This window comes from Klebsiella sp. DY2415 (assembly GCF_026314315.1).
In the GTDB taxonomy this organism is placed as follows: Bacteria; Pseudomonadota; Gammaproteobacteria; order Enterobacterales; family Enterobacteriaceae; genus Klebsiella; species Klebsiella ornithinolytica.
The window spans coordinates 1,873,145-1,889,885 of record NZ_CP111115.1 but is presented as its reverse complement, the minus strand read 5'-3'; the positions used below and the strand labels follow the sequence as shown (position 1 = coordinate 1,889,885).

The 16,741-nt window shown below is 53.8% G+C and carries 13 protein-coding genes, 1 tRNA gene and 1 pseudogene; 8 read left to right on the top strand and 7 right to left on the bottom strand.

Annotated elements, in window-relative coordinates; genetic code table 11:
• Positions 1 to 1,578: a yersiniabactin biosynthesis salycil-AMP ligase YbtE gene (gene ybtE / locus OQV00_RS08790; RefSeq protein WP_004864412.1), complete on the top strand. Its 1,578-nt coding sequence runs from the start codon at positions 1 to 3 to the stop codon at positions 1,576 to 1,578.
• Positions 1,579 to 1,707: 129 nt separating this feature from the next.
• Positions 1,708 to 3,729: a TonB-dependent receptor gene (locus tag OQV00_RS08785; RefSeq protein WP_064359029.1), complete on the top strand. Its 2,022-nt coding sequence runs from the start codon at positions 1,708 to 1,710 to the stop codon at positions 3,727 to 3,729.
• Positions 3,730 to 3,972: 243 nt separating this feature from the next.
• On the opposite strand, the pseudogene OQV00_RS27130 reads toward OQV00_RS08785, so the two are convergent.
• The 4 genes and pseudogenes from OQV00_RS27130 to OQV00_RS08770 all read right to left on the bottom strand — a co-directional run.
• Positions 3,973 to 4,086: pseudogene (locus OQV00_RS27130) on the bottom strand (IS3 family transposase); the annotation flags it as partial.
• Positions 4,087 to 4,253: 167 nt separating this feature from the next.
• Positions 4,254 to 5,015 carry a DeoR/GlpR family DNA-binding transcription regulator gene (locus tag OQV00_RS08780; protein WP_048023871.1) on the bottom strand — a complete coding sequence of 254 codons (762 nt, stop codon included), beginning with the start codon at positions 5,013 to 5,015 and terminating at the stop codon, positions 4,254 to 4,256.
• A gap of 54 nt (positions 5,016 to 5,069) precedes the next feature.
• Positions 5,070 to 5,996 (bottom strand): ROK family protein, encoded by a 927-nt coding sequence (locus tag OQV00_RS08775; RefSeq protein ID WP_048023869.1) that lies wholly within the window; start codon positions 5,994 to 5,996, stop codon positions 5,070 to 5,072.
• Between the two features lie 47 nt (positions 5,997 to 6,043).
• Positions 6,044 to 7,075: an SIS domain-containing protein gene (locus tag OQV00_RS08770; protein WP_048023867.1), complete on the bottom strand. Its 1,032-nt coding sequence runs from the start codon at positions 7,073 to 7,075 to the stop codon at positions 6,044 to 6,046.
• A 217-nt stretch (positions 7,076 to 7,292) separates the two neighbouring features.
• Between OQV00_RS08770 and OQV00_RS08765 the strand changes: the two genes are divergently transcribed.
• From OQV00_RS08765 to OQV00_RS08740, 6 genes are all read left to right on the top strand, one after another.
• Positions 7,293 to 8,774 carry an APC family permease gene (locus OQV00_RS08765; RefSeq protein ID WP_048023866.1) on the top strand — a complete coding sequence of 494 codons (1,482 nt, stop codon included), beginning with the start codon at positions 7,293 to 7,295 and terminating at the stop codon, positions 8,772 to 8,774.
• Between the two features lie 16 nt (positions 8,775 to 8,790).
• Entirely contained in the window at positions 8,791 to 10,386 is a 1,596-nt protein-coding gene (locus tag OQV00_RS08760; protein ID WP_266280195.1) for a choline dehydrogenase, read from the top strand.
• A gap of 331 nt (positions 10,387 to 10,717) precedes the next feature.
• Entirely contained in the window at positions 10,718 to 11,650 is a 933-nt protein-coding gene (locus tag OQV00_RS08755; RefSeq protein WP_015583967.1) for a nucleoside recognition domain-containing protein, read from the top strand.
• 105 nt (positions 11,651 to 11,755) lie between these two features.
• A complete protein-coding gene (locus OQV00_RS08750) occupies positions 11,756 to 12,010 on the top strand; it encodes a histidine kinase (RefSeq protein ID WP_004864420.1) in 255 nt (84 codons plus the stop codon).
• Positions 12,011 to 12,144: 134 nt separating this feature from the next.
• Entirely contained in the window at positions 12,145 to 13,599 is a 1,455-nt protein-coding gene (locus OQV00_RS08745) for an AMP nucleosidase (protein WP_004864423.1), read from the top strand.
• 199 nt (positions 13,600 to 13,798) lie between these two features.
• Entirely contained in the window at positions 13,799 to 14,608 is an 810-nt protein-coding gene (locus tag OQV00_RS08740) for an HAD-IIB family hydrolase (protein WP_104896786.1), read from the top strand.
• Positions 14,609 to 14,913: 305 nt separating this feature from the next.
• Here the strand turns inward: OQV00_RS08740 and OQV00_RS08735 are convergent.
• The 3 genes from OQV00_RS08735 to OQV00_RS27125 all read right to left on the bottom strand — a co-directional run bounded on the left by OQV00_RS08735 (position 14,914) and on the right by OQV00_RS27125 (position 16,740).
• Positions 14,914 to 14,989, bottom strand: a tRNA-Asn gene (locus tag OQV00_RS08735).
• A 126-nt stretch (positions 14,990 to 15,115) separates the two neighbouring features.
• Positions 15,116 to 16,552: an EmmdR/YeeO family multidrug/toxin efflux MATE transporter gene (locus tag OQV00_RS08730; RefSeq protein ID WP_064359032.1), complete on the bottom strand. Its 1,437-nt coding sequence runs from the start codon at positions 16,550 to 16,552 to the stop codon at positions 15,116 to 15,118.
• A gap of 8 nt (positions 16,553 to 16,560) precedes the next feature.
• The gene (locus OQV00_RS27125; RefSeq protein WP_219173556.1) at positions 16,561 to 16,740 is read right to left on the bottom strand and encodes a DUF5951 family protein; all 180 of its coding nucleotides are present in this window, start codon (positions 16,738 to 16,740) and stop codon (positions 16,561 to 16,563) included.
• Between the last annotated feature and the right edge of the window lies 1 nt (position 16,741).

Here is a 16,741-nt window from a genome sequence, read left to right as displayed (position 1 = left end):
ATGCATTCTTCTTTTGAATCTCTGATTAAACCGTATCCCTTCCCCATTGCCGAGCAGTTGCGCCACTGGGCGGTCCGCTATGCCTCGCGAATTGCCGTCGTTGATGCACAGGGTTCACTTACCTACAGCGCGCTTGATGCACGGGTCGACGAACTTGCCGCAGGTCTGTCCTCACTGGGTTTACACCCGGGGGAGCAGGTGATTGTGCAGCTTCCTAACGGCAACGCGTTTGTGATCCTGCTGTTCGCCTTGTTAAGACTGGGCGTTATCCCGGTTCTGGCGATGCCCTCCCAACGGGCGCTGGATATCGACGCGCTGATGGCGCTGGCGCAACCCGTCGCTTACGTTATTCACGGGGAAAACCACGCAGAGCTGGCCCGCCAGATGGCGCACAAACACGCCTGCTTACGTCATGTTCTGGTTGTAGAAGAGCGCGCAGGCGACGATTTTACGCCTCTCTTCTCGCTGCGCGGTGAACGGCAGGAGTGGCCGCAGCCTGATGTTTCCGCCACCGCGCTGCTGCTGCTCTCAGGCGGCACAACCGGGACGCCAAAGCTTATCCCGCGCCGGCATGCCGACTATAGCTATAACTTCAGCGCGTCTGCCGAACTGTGCGGCATCAGTCAACAGAGCGTGTATCTCGCCGTCCTCCCCGTGGCGCATAACTTTCCGCTAGCCTGCCCCGGCATTCTGGGAACGCTGGCCTGCGGCGGAAAAGTGGTGCTGACCGACAGCCCCAGTTGCGATGAGGTGATGCCCTTAATCGCTAATGAAGGAGTCACCCACGTTGCTCTGGTTCCGGCATTGGCGCAATTGTGGATCCAGGCCAGAGAGTGGGAAGAGAGCGATCTCTCCTCTCTGCGCGTCATTCAGGTGGGCGGCGCCCGGCTCGACCCGACGCTTGCTGAGCAGGTTATCGCCACCTTTGACTGCACCTTGCAACAGGTCTTCGGTATGGCGGAAGGGCTGCTCTGTTTTACCCGGCTGGACGATCCGCGAACCACCGTTCTCCACAGCCAGGGACGTCCGTTGTCTCCCGAGGATCAAATCCGAATCGTTGATGAAAACGAGAACGACGTCGCCCCGGGCGAAATCGGGCAGTTGTTAACACGCGGCCCTTACACCATTTCGGGCTATTACCGCGCTCCTGCTCACAACGCGCACGCTTTTAATGCGCAGGGGTTTTACCGCACTGGTGACAATGTCAGGCTGGATGAGGCGGGAAACCTGTGCGTTGAGGGGCGCCTAAAAGAGCAGATCAATCGTGCCGGAGAAAAAATCGCCGCGGCGGAAGTCGAATCGGCATTGATGCGTTTAGAAGAGGTGAAGGATTGCGCCGTGGTCGCCGCGCCGGACACGCTACTTGGCGAGCGGATTTGCGCATTTATCATCGCGCAACAAACACCATCTGACTATCAGCAGCTACGTCAACAGTTGACCAGTATGGGGCTCAGCGCGTGGAAAATCCCTGACCAAATCGAGTTCCTGAACCACTGGCCGCTCACCGCCGTCGGCAAGATAGACAAAAAGCGCCTGACGGCTCTCGCCATCGACCGCTATCACCCTTCTGCCCAATAAGCGTAACCCTACCCGAAACAGGTTGAAATAAACCCGTTTCGGGTAGCAGCGCAATTAGAAATGGTTATCATTTTCAACTCAATATTGTCGGTATTTTGGCGCTTCGCCGTTTTACAGGGACTCATAACAATGAAAATGACACGGTTTTATCCTCTGGTTCTGGGAGGTTTTTTGCTTCCTGCCATTGCCCATGCCCAAACTTCCCAGCCGGACGAAAGCACGATGGTGGTAACCGCCAGTAAACAATCTTCTCGTTCGGCCTCAGCCAACAATGTCTCTTCTACCGTTGTCAGCGCGCCGGAGTTAAGCGACGCCGGCGTGACCGCCAGCGACAAACTCCCCAGAGTCTTGCCCGGGCTCAATATTGAAAATAGCGGCAACATGCTTTTTTCAACGATCTCGCTACGCGGCATCTCTTCAGCCCAGGACTTTTATAACCCTGCCGTCACCCTGTATGTCGATGGCGTCCCTCAGCTTTCCACTAACACCATCCAGGCGCTAACCGATGTGCAAAGCGTAGAGTTGCTGCGTGGCCCGCAGGGAACGTTATACGGCAAAAGCGCTCAGGGCGGGATTATCAACATCGTCACCCAGCAGCCGGACAGCACGCTTCGCGGCTATATTGAAGGTGGCGTCAGCAGTCGCGACAGTTATCGTAGCAAATTCAACCTGAGCGGCCCCATTGAGGATGGCCTGCTGTACGGTAGCGTCACTCTGTTACGCCAGGTTGATGATGGTGAGATGATTAACCCCGCGACGGGAAGCGATGATCTAGGCGGCACCCGCGCCAGCATAGGGAATGTGAAACTGCGTCTGGCGCCGGACGATCGGCCCTGGGAGATGGGTTTTTCCGCCTCACGCGAATGTACTCGCGCCACCCAGGATGCCTATGTGGCATGGAATGATATTAAGAGCCGTAAGCTGTCGCTCGGCGAGGGTTCACCAGACCCGTACATGCGGCGCTGCACTGACAGCCAGACCCTGAGCGCGAAGTACACCACCGCTGACTGGGTTTACAATCTGATCGGCGCCTGGCAGCAGCAGGATTATTCGCGAACCTTCCCTTCTGGCTCGTTAATCGTCAATATGCCCCAGCGCTGGAATCAGGATGTGCAGGAGCTGCGCGCCGCCACCCTCGGCGATACGCGTACCGTTGATATGGTGTTCGGGTTGTATCGGCAGAACACCCGCGAGAAGATAAATTCGACCTACGACATGCCGACAATGCCTTATTTAAGCAGCACCGGCTATACCAGCGCTGAAACTCTGGCCGCCTACGGTGACCTGACCTGGCATTTAAGCGATCGTTTTGATATCGGTGGCGGCGTTCGCTTCTCACATGATAAGGCCAGCACGCAATATCACGGCAGCGTGCTCGGTAGCCCATTTGGCGACCAGGGTAAGAGCAATGACGATCGGGTGCTCGGGCAACTCTCCGCAGGCTATATGCTGGCCGACGACTGGAGAGTGTATACCCGCGTAGCCCAGGGATATAAACCTTCCGGATATAATATTGTGCCTACGGCGGGTCTTGATGCCAAACCGTTCATGGCAGAGAAATCTATTAACTATGAGCTTGGCACTCGCTACGAAACCGCCGATGTTACGCTACAAGCCGCAGCGTTTTATACCCATACCAAAGACATGCAGCTCTACTCAGGTCCGGTCGGGATGCAAACTTTAAGCAATGCGGGGAAAGCCGACGCCACCGGCGTTGAGCTTGAAGCAAAATGGCGGTTCGCACCAGGCTGGTCATGGGATATCAATGGCAACGCGATCCGTTCCGAATTCACCAATGACAGTGAGCTGTATCGCGGTAACCGGGTGCCGTTCGTGCCGCGTTATGGCGCAGGAAGCAGCGTAAACGGCCTGATCGATACCCGCTATGGGGCGCTGATGCCCCGACTGGCGGTCAATCTTGTCGGGCCGCATTATTTCGATGGCGACAACCAGCTGCGGCAAGGCGCTTACGCCACTCTGGACAGCAGCCTGGGCTGGCAGGCGACTGAACGGATGAATATTTCCGTTTATGTCGATAACCTGTTCGATCGTCGTTACCGTACCTATGGCTATATGAACGGCAGCAGCGCCGTAGCGCAGGTCAATATGGGTCGCACCGTCGGTATCAATACGCGCATTGATTTCTTCTAAGAGTGTATAAAGGGGTGCTGTCACCGCACCCCTCTCACAACTGAATTGGTATTGTGATCATCACAGACCAAAAACCTTATTTACCCATCCTCGGGAAGCCGCGGAAATTTAAACCTCTCGTAGAACAACCCGTACCTGGATGCCCAAATTACCCCTCACCGCAATATCTGCAATATTTCCCGAAGTAAAAAGTCACCTCTCCGGTTAACTTATTTAGCGTTCTGACCAGTTAAAAATTCAGTATTCTGTCCGGTGCATCCGGTTGCACCGTTCGATAAAGGTATTCGGTGCTGTCCGACCGGGTTTGATAAATACCAACATGACACCATCCCTTTCAACCTGTTGCGTCAGGGCCAGCACCGGGTCATATTTAACAAGGTCGCTTAAAGAAACTTAAGCGGCCTTTTTACTTTCTCTCGCTACGCCTGTTCCCTACTCTTTGGTTTCGGATCGTGAGTGCCACAGCCTTCCATCTGATTTGAAAAGACCTCGCCGCGTAATAGCCCTCGTGACCTCCCCGCCCTTTACATACTCACTATTTCCAGTTTATCACCGTAGCGCTTAACATCTTTGATAGCGCGCCGATCGTCAGTGATAACCCGGGTAATAAGATCCAGGCCGCATACATGTGAGAATGCTTTATGACCAATTTTAGAACTATCGGCTAGCACTATTGTCTGGTTTGCCGCTGCGATCATCGCCTGTTTTACAGAGACTTCTACCGTATTGATGTTGGTAATCCCGCTATCGAAATGAACGCCCTCAGCGCCAAGAAACGCCCAATCAGTATGCACGTTCGCAAATTTACTGAGGGTATCCGGTCCAACAAGGGTATACACATTATTGAGCATCACTCCGCCAGCGACATGCAAAGTGATAGACGGATGCTGAGAGAGTTGCATGGCGATCATCAAATCGTTAGTAATAACGGTAATATTTTTTCTTTCCCGCAGCGCAACGGCCAGCTGATATACGGTTGAGCCATTATCCAGAATCAGCGTCTGACCATCTTGAATACAGGCCAATGCCGCCTGGGCTATTGCACATTTGGCCTGAACGTTCATATCACGCCGCACGTTCCAGGGAGAATCGCCATCCAACGAGTCTTGCTGCGGCAGAACGCCGCCGTGGGTGCGCAACAGGCGGCCATTCTTTTCAAGAAACGCTAAATCACGGCGAATGGTTGAGCTATCAACAGAAAAAAAAGCGGATAGCTCGCCGCTATTGATGTATCCCCGCTCATTGATCAGCTCGATAATTTGATTTCTGCGCTCTGTCGCGGTCATTGACTACATCCCATGTGATATGCACGATTTCGTGTGAATAGTAATAGTAATCAGCTAAATAAGCAAAGTCGCATCAGGAAGAAGCCGGGTTGCTCCCATGGCTCCGGCAGTATCGCCAAGCAGCGAAATATGAATATCGCGATTAATCTCGAAACCCGCAGCGCGCTGAAGAACACTTTGCAGACCCTGTTCGAACAACGGATAGAGTGACGCCGCGCTGCCGCTCAATACCGTCGTGTCAGGACCGTACGCCATCAAGAGAGATCCCAACCCTTTCCCGACCTGCCGTCCATACTGATAAAACACGCTGGCTATCTCCGGAGACTGCCGGCAAATTTCCAGCCAGTCGACCAGGCGTTGCCGCCGATAATCAACCTCTGGCACTCGTTCCATGAGCGTAGTTTGCAACCAGCTACGTGCAGCCAGGCTTTCCCAACACCCGGTCAGACCGCAGTAGCAAACCCGCTCATCATCACTGACAGCAATATGCCCGGCTTCCGGATGGCTGCCGTTTGCCATCCGAAACGGCTTACCGCGATCGAGCAATGCGACCCCTACTCCGGTACCCAGTGTCACCATCAACATCCGCGAGCTGCCAATCCCCGCGCCAAAATGGTGCTCGCCCAATGCGGCTGTCGTAGCATCGTTATCCATTCTGACCGGTACCTGCAGACAGGTTTCCATCTGTGCCGCGAGAGGAAAACCTGAAAAAGCTGGCAAGGTATACGGATTATCAATCACCCCCGTCTCGACATTAACCGGCCCGCTGGCCCCGATACCCACGCCAATAAGTCGGGTACCGTAGGGAAGCAAGCCGAGAATACTCTGCGCTAATATCGAAACTCGCTGTCGTTGCGCGAGATCGGCAAACGATGCTGTCGATATCGTCGTGGAGGCCAAAACACGCTCTTCACGCATAATAACAATCCGGATGCCCGTCCCCCCCATATCAAGGCCAGCACAAACATTTGGCTGCATCATCTCAACCTACTCTCCCTACCGTGTATGCCGACAGCGCCGACGGAATATTAAATTTTTACCGTAATTTTCTGTCCATAGAAAAACTGGCCTGGCACCAGTCCTTTCGCTTTCGCAAACGCTACGGTCATGTGCTGGATGTACAGCATCCCGCCAATCAGGCGTAATAAAGCTTCACCGGACGAGGTCGGTAGATGTACTCCATTCCCATAACGTTCTGGTCCAATAGTCACCACGGTCGTACCATTGGCACCCAGCTCCTCAGCAAGGTGGGTCAGCGTTTCACTGCCTTTATCGCCAATCAACAGAGCCAGCATTCCTTCGCCGGAGGTTTCCATTGGACCATGTCGGAACTCACCACCAAGATAACCTTCTGCGGTCATTTTGCTGGCCTCTTTCAAAATGAGTGCCCCCGTCATAGCTGTTGTGCCATCAGCCCCAATACCAATTAACGCAATGCGCGGCTGTGAATGGCGAAATAGCGCCTCGGTTAAAGGATGTACGAAGGTATCTTCGGCAATTAGTCCGGCAACATGTGGTAAAAATGCCGTCAGTTCTGCCAGTAATGAAGCTTCACTCTGCCCGGTCAGCGCCAGGAAAATACGATACTGCGCGACCAGAGTATTGAGATAGCTTTTCGCGCTGACGGTGGACTCATGCCCAGATTTCAGCGTAACCACAATATCGCTTTGCTTTGCCAGCTCGCTGGTTTCGCCATTCGTGACGCCAATGATAGTCGCCGGTCGCCGTTCCCCTTTCAACATATCCAGTAGTGCCACCACTTCACCACTCATTCCTGACTGAGACGTTAGCCACAGCAGGGTATCCGACGTAACAAGCTCAGGCGTATCCATCAATTTCCCTGCATCCACGCGCCATACGGGTAATCCCATCGCCAGCAGTTCACGCTCCACCGGGATGGTTGCATAGTCTGATGAGCCCATACCTGATAACACAATTCGCCCGAAAGCGTGCAAATCCAATTCACCTAATGCCGGCGGTAAGGTATAAGCAAGCTGCGCCTTTAGCGCAGTGACCTGTTCATGAAGATCGGCTTCGTATGGACTGTCCTTAAGTGACATAAGTTTACCCTCTTTGTTGATGATGTTTTCATGCTACATGCACGAATTCGTGCAGTCAATATTAAAAAAACGCTATACAAGTCACAAAAAGGCGAATAAATCATCTCGACACACAATATCAGGCGTTGACTTGCACGATTTCATGCATACATACTCCCCAACGAAACATATCAACAACATTTGATGAATTTTCCTAACACTGAACCAGGAGTTTTCAATGAAAGCCGATCGTTCTTCCATTGGGCAAGAGACGGGTTTGCAGCGTAACTCGATTGGCCTGCCTACCGTTTTGATGCAAAGCATTGCGCAGATAGCCCCCGCCGTGGGGGTACTGACCACGATTGCATTTAATACTCAGCAGGCAGGCCTGAGCGCACCTTCCGCCTACATTGTGGCTTTCATCATCGGCCTCATCGTCGCGGTTTCGCTGGCACAGCTGGGGAAACACTTTCCATCTGCGGGAGGGTTCTATACCTACGTGAGCGCCACCGTCGGCCCGAGCGCAGGTTTTATCGTCGGCTGGATGTATTCATGGATAGTGGCACTGATTCCAGGCGGACTGGCTGCCTATACCGGTTTTGTTATGCAAAATGAAATTGCCAGGAACTACGGAATTCATATTCCCTGGCAGGCTATCACGTTGTTTATTTTGATTCTGGTCGGAACGGTGGCCTACAGAGGCATTAAAACCTCCGGAAAAATGCTGACTGTCTTATCGGTTTTCGAAATTCTTATTGTCGCTGCCCTGGCATTATGTGGTCTGCTTTCACCCGGTGAAGGGGGCGTCACACTTGCTGGCTTCCTGCCAACCAACGCGCCAACCTCTCACGGTTTTTTCCTGGCCGTGGTTTTATCCATCTTTGCGTTCACCGGCTGGGAAGGTGCGGCCGCCGTTGCAGAAGAGGCACGCAACCCGCGGAAAGTCATTCCTCAGGCTATCGTAGGCTCTGTCATTTTACTGGGTATTTTTTATGTCTTCTGCGCATGGGGAATTCAGTCCGGCTGGGGAATTGCCCATATGGACACGCTAGGAGCGGCAACGGAGAACCCGGCATTAACCGTCGCGCATCGTTTGTGGGGACCGGCGTGGGTACTGGTATTACTGGCGTTACTGAACTCTGGTATCGCGGTCTGTATTGCTTGCACGGTTGATGCCACGCGTAACTGGTTTGCCATGGCTCGTTCAGAGACCATGCCGGTATGGTTGAAAAAAGTGCATCCACAGCATCGTACGCCGCACATCGCAATTCTGACCCAAACCTTGTTAAGTCTGGTGATTGGCCTCATTGCGGGATCTCTTGTCGCCCCCGATCAGGTGTTCTTTATGCTGGCCACGCTCGCGACCATTATTTATGTTTTCGTCTACATAATGGGCAATATCGGCGTGATCCGCTTTTTCACCACAACCATGCGCAAATCGTTAAGCATTACGATGCACATCCTGTTCCCCATCTTTTCCAGCGCAGTCCTGCTGTGCGTCCTCTACTATTCTCTGTTTCCTTTACCGGAGCCGCCGGTCGGTTACGCGCCGGTTGCCTTTGCCGGGCTATTACTCATCGGCTTATGGCGCTTATATAAGCTGAAAAGCAGCGGTCAGCGCCGTTGGGAAGCGTTATCACTATATGTTGTCGCCAATGAACCCGAACATACCGATATTACGTCATCTGCCAGACAACAATCCGTATCCATTAAGTCATAAGAGTCAGGTTAAAAACATGGTTAAACATATTCAGGAGTTTGATTATCTGGTGATTGGCGCAGGTTCCGCAGGCTGTGTGATGGCAAACAGACTCACGGCCAATCCTGAAATACGCGTCTGCCTGATAGAGGCGGGCCCACGAGATAACAGCATCTTTATCAAGATGCCCGCAGCGCTGACCTTTCCGATTGAGAGCGATATCTATAACTGGAAATTTGAAAGCGAACCAGAAACAGAACTCGGCGGTCGCACCATCGGTCAGGCGCGCGGGCGCTGTCTGGGAGGAAGCTCATCGATCAATGGGATGGTTCATGTCCGAGGCCACCACAAAGATTATGACAACTGGAAAAATCTAGGCGTCAGCGGTTGGGATTTTGCCGACTGCCTCCCCTTTTTCAAAAAACTGGAAAACTTCGAGGATGGACGCGACCCCGAACGCGGGGGTCATGGTCCAATCTCCGTAACACGCAGTAAAGCAGACCATCCTTTGTATCAGCGTTTTCTCGACGCTGGCCAACAGTTTGGCCTGAAAAATGCCGGGGACTATAACAGCGGTTCTCAAGAAGGCGTCCACGTCACTCAGGCAACGATTCGCAACGGGGTACGGTGCAGTACCAGCCTGGCTTATCTCAAACCTGTGGCAAACCGACCGAATCTGACCGTGATGACCGACTGTCTGGTCGAGCGTATTCTTTTTTCTGGTACAGAGGCGACAGGCGTGACATTGCAACATGGCGGAACACGCCAGGATATTCACGCCTCTCGCGAGGTTATTGTGTGTGCAGGAAGTATTGGATCTCCTCATCTACTCCTGCTGTCAGGCGTGGGCGACCGGGCGCAGCTCAGCAAGCACGGCATAGATCTCGTCACCCATCTTCCTGGCGTCGGCGCCTGCTTGCAGGATCACGTTGTGGCCCCTCTGCGTTTTCGCTCCCCGGCAGGAGTCTCTATCTGCAAACAGCTTAATATGCTGGGACGTCTCAAGCTCGGAGCTGAATGGTCATTATTCAAATCCGGGTTAGGGGCGACGAATTTCTTCGAAGTTGGCGCTTTCTTTAAGAGCAGCGATGACGTTGACTACATCAATATGCAGCATGAATTTTTACCTTTCCTGGCCGATTTCCAGTCAGGAAAAGTGCATATCGCCGATGGGTTCCAGTATTTTGTCAGCCAGATGCGTCCTTACAGTCGGGGGTCCGTCTCACTTCGCTCGGCAGATCCTCGGCAAAAACCCGTGATTCGCTTCAACTATTTATCCGATAAACGGGACATTACGGAGATGATTCAGGGGATCAGGAAAACATTGGAAATGGTTCATCAGCCCGCATGGGAGGGCTATCTTAGCGGATTTGTCGACACGCCTTCGCTCTCCGCAAGTGATAGCGAGATAGAAGCCTGGCTACGCCGGGTAGCAAATACGGAACATCATCCGACCAGCACCTGTCGTATGGGCAGCGATGAGATGGCGGTTACGGACAATCAGGGCCGGGTTCATGGTCTGTCGAAATTACGTATCATCGACGGTTCCATCCTGCCGCGTGTCCCCACCGCCAATATCAATGCGCCTATTATTATGGTGGCTGAGAAAATTGCGTCCGAAATGATTCGCTAACTTCCTCCGGTGACGATATGTGTCGTCACCGGGTTATTTTCTGATGGCTTCGCTGATGACGTTAGTTGGCCATATAGTTGACCATATTTTTCCAGATAGCATCCCAGGTCGTTAACGCATCGAATGAAAAAATATCTCACCAACAGCCCTCCTCATTCAAAACCGAAACACGACATATAAACCGCAAGCCGTCATATTATGAAGTCATATCGTTAGCTTATTCTTTCATTTCATTGCTGGACGGCTGATAACGGGTAGCCGTATCATTTCCGTCTGACGAGGATTATGATGATGACCATTATCATTTCGCTATTCGATGATTGAGAGTTAAATGGATCTTATCGGCATTATTATGTCGGCGGGAAAATCTTCCGTTGATGTCGCGCTTTATACGCTATTGCCCATTATGGTCGTCATGCTGATGATCATGAAATATCTGGAAGTCCGCGGAGTACTGGACGTTATCGTCCGCTGGGTCGCGCCGCTGCTCAAACCTTTTGGCCTTGGCGGGATGAGCGCCTTCGCGTTGATTCAGATTAACTTCGTGAGTTTCGCCGCCCCGTTGGCGACGCTGGCCATTATGGATAAGCGTGGCGTCTCAGATCGCCAGATGGCCGCCACGCTCGCTATGGTCTTTGCCATGGGCCAGGGCAACGTCTTTTACCCTCTCACTCCTTTCGGACTGCACTGGATGGCCTCGATTTGCATTTCGATTATCGGCGGTCTGTGTGCGGGGGCGGTCACCTGGCACGTCATCGGGCGCCGTCTGTCAGTGATGGAGAATGCCCGGGCGGAGGCGCTACCCAACGCCGAACAAAACAGCCAGGGGGTGATTGCGGTCATTAACAATGCGGGATCAGATGCCATTCGTCTTGCGCTCGGCGCGGTGCCGATGCTGATCCTGTCATTAACCATCGTCGGGGTGATGCAAGCGGCCGGCATCATCGGCATGCTTCAGCATCTGCTGATGCCGCTGCTGCAGTGGCTGCATATTCCAGTCAACTTTGTCCTTCCTGCGCTGGTCAAATGTATCGCAGGCGGTACCGCCTATTTTGGCGTGGTCTCTGAACTGCTGCAGCAAGGCAAAGTCACCGTCAGCCAACTCAACGCCTCAGCCGGACTATTAATTCAGACCTTCGATCTGCCCGGCATTGGTATATTCCTTGGCGTGAGCTCGCGCTTTGTTCGACTGTTCCGCTTTGCCGCCCCTGGCGCGATCATTGGTATTCTTATTCGGACCATTATGCATGTGACGATATTCTGAATCTTTTCAGATTAAACGCATCCTAAACCATTAGGCTATTCTTATTGTAAGAAAAGAGGTAACGGGCAATTATCGCCAGGAATAGCGCAGATCAGGGAATGTCTTATGGAATGGCGGATAAAAAAAGTACAATCATCTAAGAACGCACAAGACTATTACGCAGTATTACAAAGCGCGCATTTATTGGTGATTGCCGAAATCACCACCCGGCAATGCGCTTTGCAGTGTGGGGATAAACTCACGCCGCTGGCAAATGCCCTGTATTGCCTCAATGACAATCCTGCTATGACATTAAAAGTGATAAAAGCCACGCACTTCAGCAGCGAACGTTGGGCGGAAATCACCCAGCCTGGGCAATAAATCAGCACCCGACCCTGCAGCAACAATATTTAATTCAATCACTTTCACCGTGGAACGGCTGAAATTCCCCTTCGCTCTTTTCCGTCTGTGACATACTATCAAGCATGTCAGCAGACCTGAAAAAAGGAGCGAAGATGAACCACAAGGCCGCCAGTCTGACCCCGGAACAAGCGCTGAATCAGCTTGAACTGCAGTATGAGCGTTCGGTCAATGCATTACGTAAAGCCATCGGCGAATATATCAACCACAGCGTTCTCCCGGATGACGACGATCGAGCTAACGGCTTGTTTGTCTATCCGCAGCTGTCCGTTTCGTGGGACGGCGCAGACCATAAAGCGCTAAAAACCCGGGCCTGGGGCCGCTTCACCCATGCCGGTTGCTACACCACCACCATTACCAATCCTAAGCTGTTTCGCGCCTATCTGCTGGAGCAGCTCACGTCGTTGTATCAGGATTACGGCGCGCATATCAGCGTCGGGCTATCGCAGCATGAAATCCCTTATCCGTATGTCATCGACGGCTCCGCCTTAACGCTCGATCGTTCGATGAGCGCGGGCCTGACCCGCCATTTCCCGACCACCGAGCTGTCGCAAATTGGCGATGAAACCGCAGACGGGCTGTTCCATCCCACCGAACATCACCCGCTTTCTCATTTTGACGCCCGTCGCGTCGATTTCTCTCTCGCGCGCCTGCGGCACTATACCGGGACACCGGTCGATCATTTTCAGCCGTACGTTCTGTTTACCAACTATACCCGTTATGTTGATGAGTTCGTGAGCTGGGGGTGCAGTCAGATTCTCGATCCTGACAGCCCTTATATCGCGCTTTCCTGCGCCGGCGGGATCTGGATAACCGCCGATACGGAAGCGCCGGAGCAGGCCATTTCCGACCTGGCGTGGAAAAAGCATCAGATGCCCGCCTGGCATCTGATCACCAAAGATGGCCAGGGTATTACGCTCATTAATATTGGCGTCGGCCCGGCGAACGCCAAGAACATCTGCGATCATCTGGCGGTGCTGCGCCCTGACGTCTGGCTGATGATTGGCCACTGCGGCGGTCTGCGTGAAAGCCAGACCATCGGCGACTACGTGCTGGCCCACGCCTACCTGCGTGATGACCACGTTCTGGATGCCGTGCTGCCGCCGGATATCCCGATTCCCAGCATTGCCGAAGTACAGCGCGCGCTGTACGACGCTACCAAGCAAATCAGCGGTATGCCTGGCGAAGAGGTTAAACAGCGGCTGCGTACCGGTACGGTGGTGACCACGGATGACCGCAACTGGGAGCTGCGCTATTCCGCCTCGGCGCTGCGTTTCAACCTCAGCCGTGCCGTGGCCATCGACATGGAGAGCGCCACCATCGCGGCCCAGGGCTACCGCTTCCGCGTCCCGTACGGCACATTGCTATGCGTCTCCGATAAACCGCTGCACGGCGAAATTAAGCTACCGGGCCAGGCCAACCGCTTTTATGAAGGGGCGATTTCCGAGCATCTGCAGATAGGTATTAAAGCTATTGATCTGCTGCGCGCCGAGGGTGACCACATGCATTCGCGCAAGCTGCGTACCTTCAACGAACCGCCGTTCCGCTAACCTTTCACCCTCTTTATCCGACGCCATTACGGGTAAAGAGAAAGCGACGAAGCGGTCTCGCGACCGACCACCATCGGCCCGCCCACCGGCGGGCTTTCTCCCAGCGCCGGACTTCAGCCACGGTATAACTCATCGCCTTCCGTTATAACGCCTGCGACCCAAAGCGCGATAACATCGTTTCTTTATATTGGGAGTGGATATGCGACCGCTTGCGCTGGCATCACAGGGACTCTTCTCTTCGGTGCAATATGTTCTGACCGATATGGATGAAACGCTCACCTTTCGCGGACGGCTTTCCGCCGCCACCTATGCGGCATTAGAGCGGCTGCAGTCTGCCGGTATCCGGGTGATACCCGTTACCGGCGCCCCGGCAGGATGGTGCGATCAGATGGTCAGAATGTGGCCTGTCGATGGCGTCATCGGCGAGAATGGCGGCTTTTTCTTTCAGCGTGCCGCCGATGGCCATGGGGTAAACCGCTATTTTTGGCATGCGGACAAGCAGGCCGACGTGCAGGAAAAACTCGCCGCGATTGCGCGGAAAATCACCGAACAATACCGGTGGGCAACCCTTGCGGCAGACCAGCCCTTCCGCCTGTCCGGCCTGGCCTTTGACCTGCCCGCTCATACCGCGCGCACTGACACGCTGCGTGAGTCGTTGCACGAGGCCGGGTTAAAGACTACGGTGAATAATCTATGGGTGCTGGCCTGGTCCGGGGAATACGATAAGTTAATCATGAGCCGTCACGTCCTCAGGACCTTTTACCACCTGGATGAACGGGCCGGACTGGAGAGCGTCTTTTATAGCGGAGACTCTGAAAATGACGCCCCGATGTTTGCCGGATTCAGACATACCCTCGGTATGAGTACCCTACGCCATCACCTGGCGACCATCCCGGCGCTGCCTGCGTGGATAAGCGTGGGCCCCGGAGGAGACGGTTTTATCGAAGGGGTGGATAAAATACTGGAGCACAAAACAGCGCCGGCATCGCGGCTTAAGGCCGGGCTTTAATCCGCCGGTAGCCGTCAGCAGGCATAGAGAGAGTTGACCTTCCCGCCAGGCGGAAATCGTTTTATCCCGGCGGTCGCTTTGGGGGCGGGTATCGGCACTCTCTTTTCACCGCCCGGCATCCGGAGCACATCTTGCGGGAACGGCGAAGTCAGTAGATGAAAGCGAATGCCTGACGGCGATAGCAGCGCCCCCCTCAGGGCCCAGCAGTCGCGTGGGTAGGACGACGCGGGATTGTGGTCGGCTATCGGGGATAGCGTTGAAAGCAAAAAGCCCGCTTAAGTTTTCTTAAGCGGGCTTCTTAAATATGGCTCCTCTGACTGGACTCGAACCAGTGACATACGGATTAACAGTCCGCCGTTCTACCGACTGAACTACAGAGGAATCGTGTGAACGGGGCGAATATTAACGGCGCCGCCGGGCCTTGTCAAAGGCTGTTTTCACAATTTAAATCGTTTGCCGATTTATTCTCCACTTTGGGCAAAAAGTACCGTTACGCCCGAAAAATGGTTATGTTTCGTCCACTTGAATCTTGCTACGCGGATATTTCCATAGCCAGCGCCCGCTGACCATTCGACTATAGAACAGCACGCCGCGCACCGCCCAGTCGAGCACCATTCCCAGCCAGACGCCAATCACCCCCATTCCCAGCACAATGCCCAGGGTATAACCCGCCACGACACGGCAGCCCCACATTCCCAGCATCGATACCCACATGGTGTAGCGCACATCGCGCGCGCCTTTAAAGGCGCAGGGCAGGATCCACGAAGTCGCCCAGATAGGCATAAAGAAGGCGTTGAGCCACAGAAGCTCTTTAACCACTACTTTGACATCTTCTTCGCTGGTGTAGAAAGAGGCAATAAGATTGGCAAACGGCGCCGTCCCCCAGGCAATCACCGTCAGAACGATGGTGGATAACCAAAAAACATGCCACGCCTGGCGCTCTGCCTGTCCGATTTGCCCTTTCCCCAGCCGTTTACCGGTAATAATCGTCGAAGCGGAACCCAGCGCGTTCCCCGGCAGGTTAATCAACGCAGCGAAGGAAAAAGCAATAAAGTTGCCGGCGATAACGTTGGTCCCCATCCCCGCAACAAACATCTGCGTCAGCAGCTTGCCACCATTGAACAGGACCGACTCAATACTCGCCGGGATGCCAATGCCCATCACTTCCCAGATAATCGCCAGATTGAACGGCTGGAAGTAGCTCTTCAGCGAGATGCGCAGCGCCGGGTTAAAACCAATTGCCAGCACCCAGACTATCGCCACGGCGCCAATATAGCGGGCGATGGTCAGCCCGAGACCGGCGCCGACAAACCCCAGACCCGGCCAGGAAAAAATGCCGTAGATCAGGATGCTGCTGATAATGATGTTGAGGATGTTCATCCCGCCATTGATCAGCAGGGGAATTTTGGTATTCCCCGCCCCGCGCAGCGCTCCGCTGCCAATAAGCGCAATGGCCGCCGCCGGGTAGCTCAAGACCGTCAGCTCCAGATAGGTCAGCGCCATGGCCTTCACCTGCGCCGAGGCATCGCCGGCGACAAAATTAATGATCTCGCGGCCAAATGCATGGATCGCGACCGCCAGCAGAACCGAGAACAGCGTCATAATCGCCAGCGATTGTCTTGCCGCCGCTCTCGCCCGCCGCCGGTCGCGTTTGCCGAGGCTAAAGGCGACCACCACCGTGGTGCCGAGATCGATGGCGGCGAAGAACGACATAATCACCATATTAAAACTGTCGGCCAGCCCCACCCCGGCCATGGCCTCTTTTCCCAGCCAGCTGACGAGGAACGTACTCAGGACGCCCATCAGCAAAACACAGGTGTTTTCGAGGAAAATCGGCACCGCAAGAGGGCTGATTTCACGCCAGTAAAGTACACGATAACTTTTACGCTTTTTGAACCAGGTGGTGCGTCCCAGGACCTGGCTTACTGCGGAGGTGACGTTCAAAGGAGACCTTAGTGAGAAAAGTTGAAACTACATTTCAAATAATGATAGAGAATGAGGGATCCTGCAAAACATTTTTCCTTATTAATTGTCGGTAATAGCAACAAATTGTTGATGGAAGCGGCAGTTGAACATTTGCGGGCAAATTGATGTTTGACAAAATTTTTTTCGCCGCTAAGATACGACTCCACA

Coding starts and splice junctions, on each gene's coding strand:
- OQV00_RS08785 (WP_064359029.1), top strand. CDS start 1,708: ATGAAAATGACACGGTTTTATCCTCTGGTTCTGGGAGGTTTTTTGCTT.
- OQV00_RS08750 (WP_004864420.1), top strand. CDS start 11,756: ATGGAATGGCGGATAAAAAAAGTACAATCATCTAAGAACGCACAAGAC.
- OQV00_RS08765 (WP_048023866.1), top strand. CDS start 7,293: ATGAAAGCCGATCGTTCTTCCATTGGGCAAGAGACGGGTTTGCAGCGT.
- OQV00_RS08760 (WP_266280195.1), top strand. CDS start 8,791: ATGGTTAAACATATTCAGGAGTTTGATTATCTGGTGATTGGCGCAGGT.
- OQV00_RS08780 (WP_048023871.1), bottom strand. CDS start 5,015: ATGACCGCGACAGAGCGCAGAAATCAAATTATCGAGCTGATCAATGAG.
- OQV00_RS08740 (WP_104896786.1), top strand. CDS start 13,799: ATGCGACCGCTTGCGCTGGCATCACAGGGACTCTTCTCTTCGGTGCAA.
- OQV00_RS08770 (WP_048023867.1), bottom strand. CDS start 7,075: ATGTCACTTAAGGACAGTCCATACGAAGCCGATCTTCATGAACAGGTC.
- OQV00_RS08775 (WP_048023869.1), bottom strand. CDS start 5,996: ATGATGCAGCCAAATGTTTGTGCTGGCCTTGATATGGGGGGGACGGGC.
- ybtE (WP_004864412.1), top strand. CDS start 1: ATGCATTCTTCTTTTGAATCTCTGATTAAACCGTATCCCTTCCCCATT.
- OQV00_RS08755 (WP_015583967.1), top strand. CDS start 10,718: ATGGATCTTATCGGCATTATTATGTCGGCGGGAAAATCTTCCGTTGAT.
- OQV00_RS08745 (WP_004864423.1), top strand. CDS start 12,145: ATGAACCACAAGGCCGCCAGTCTGACCCCGGAACAAGCGCTGAATCAG.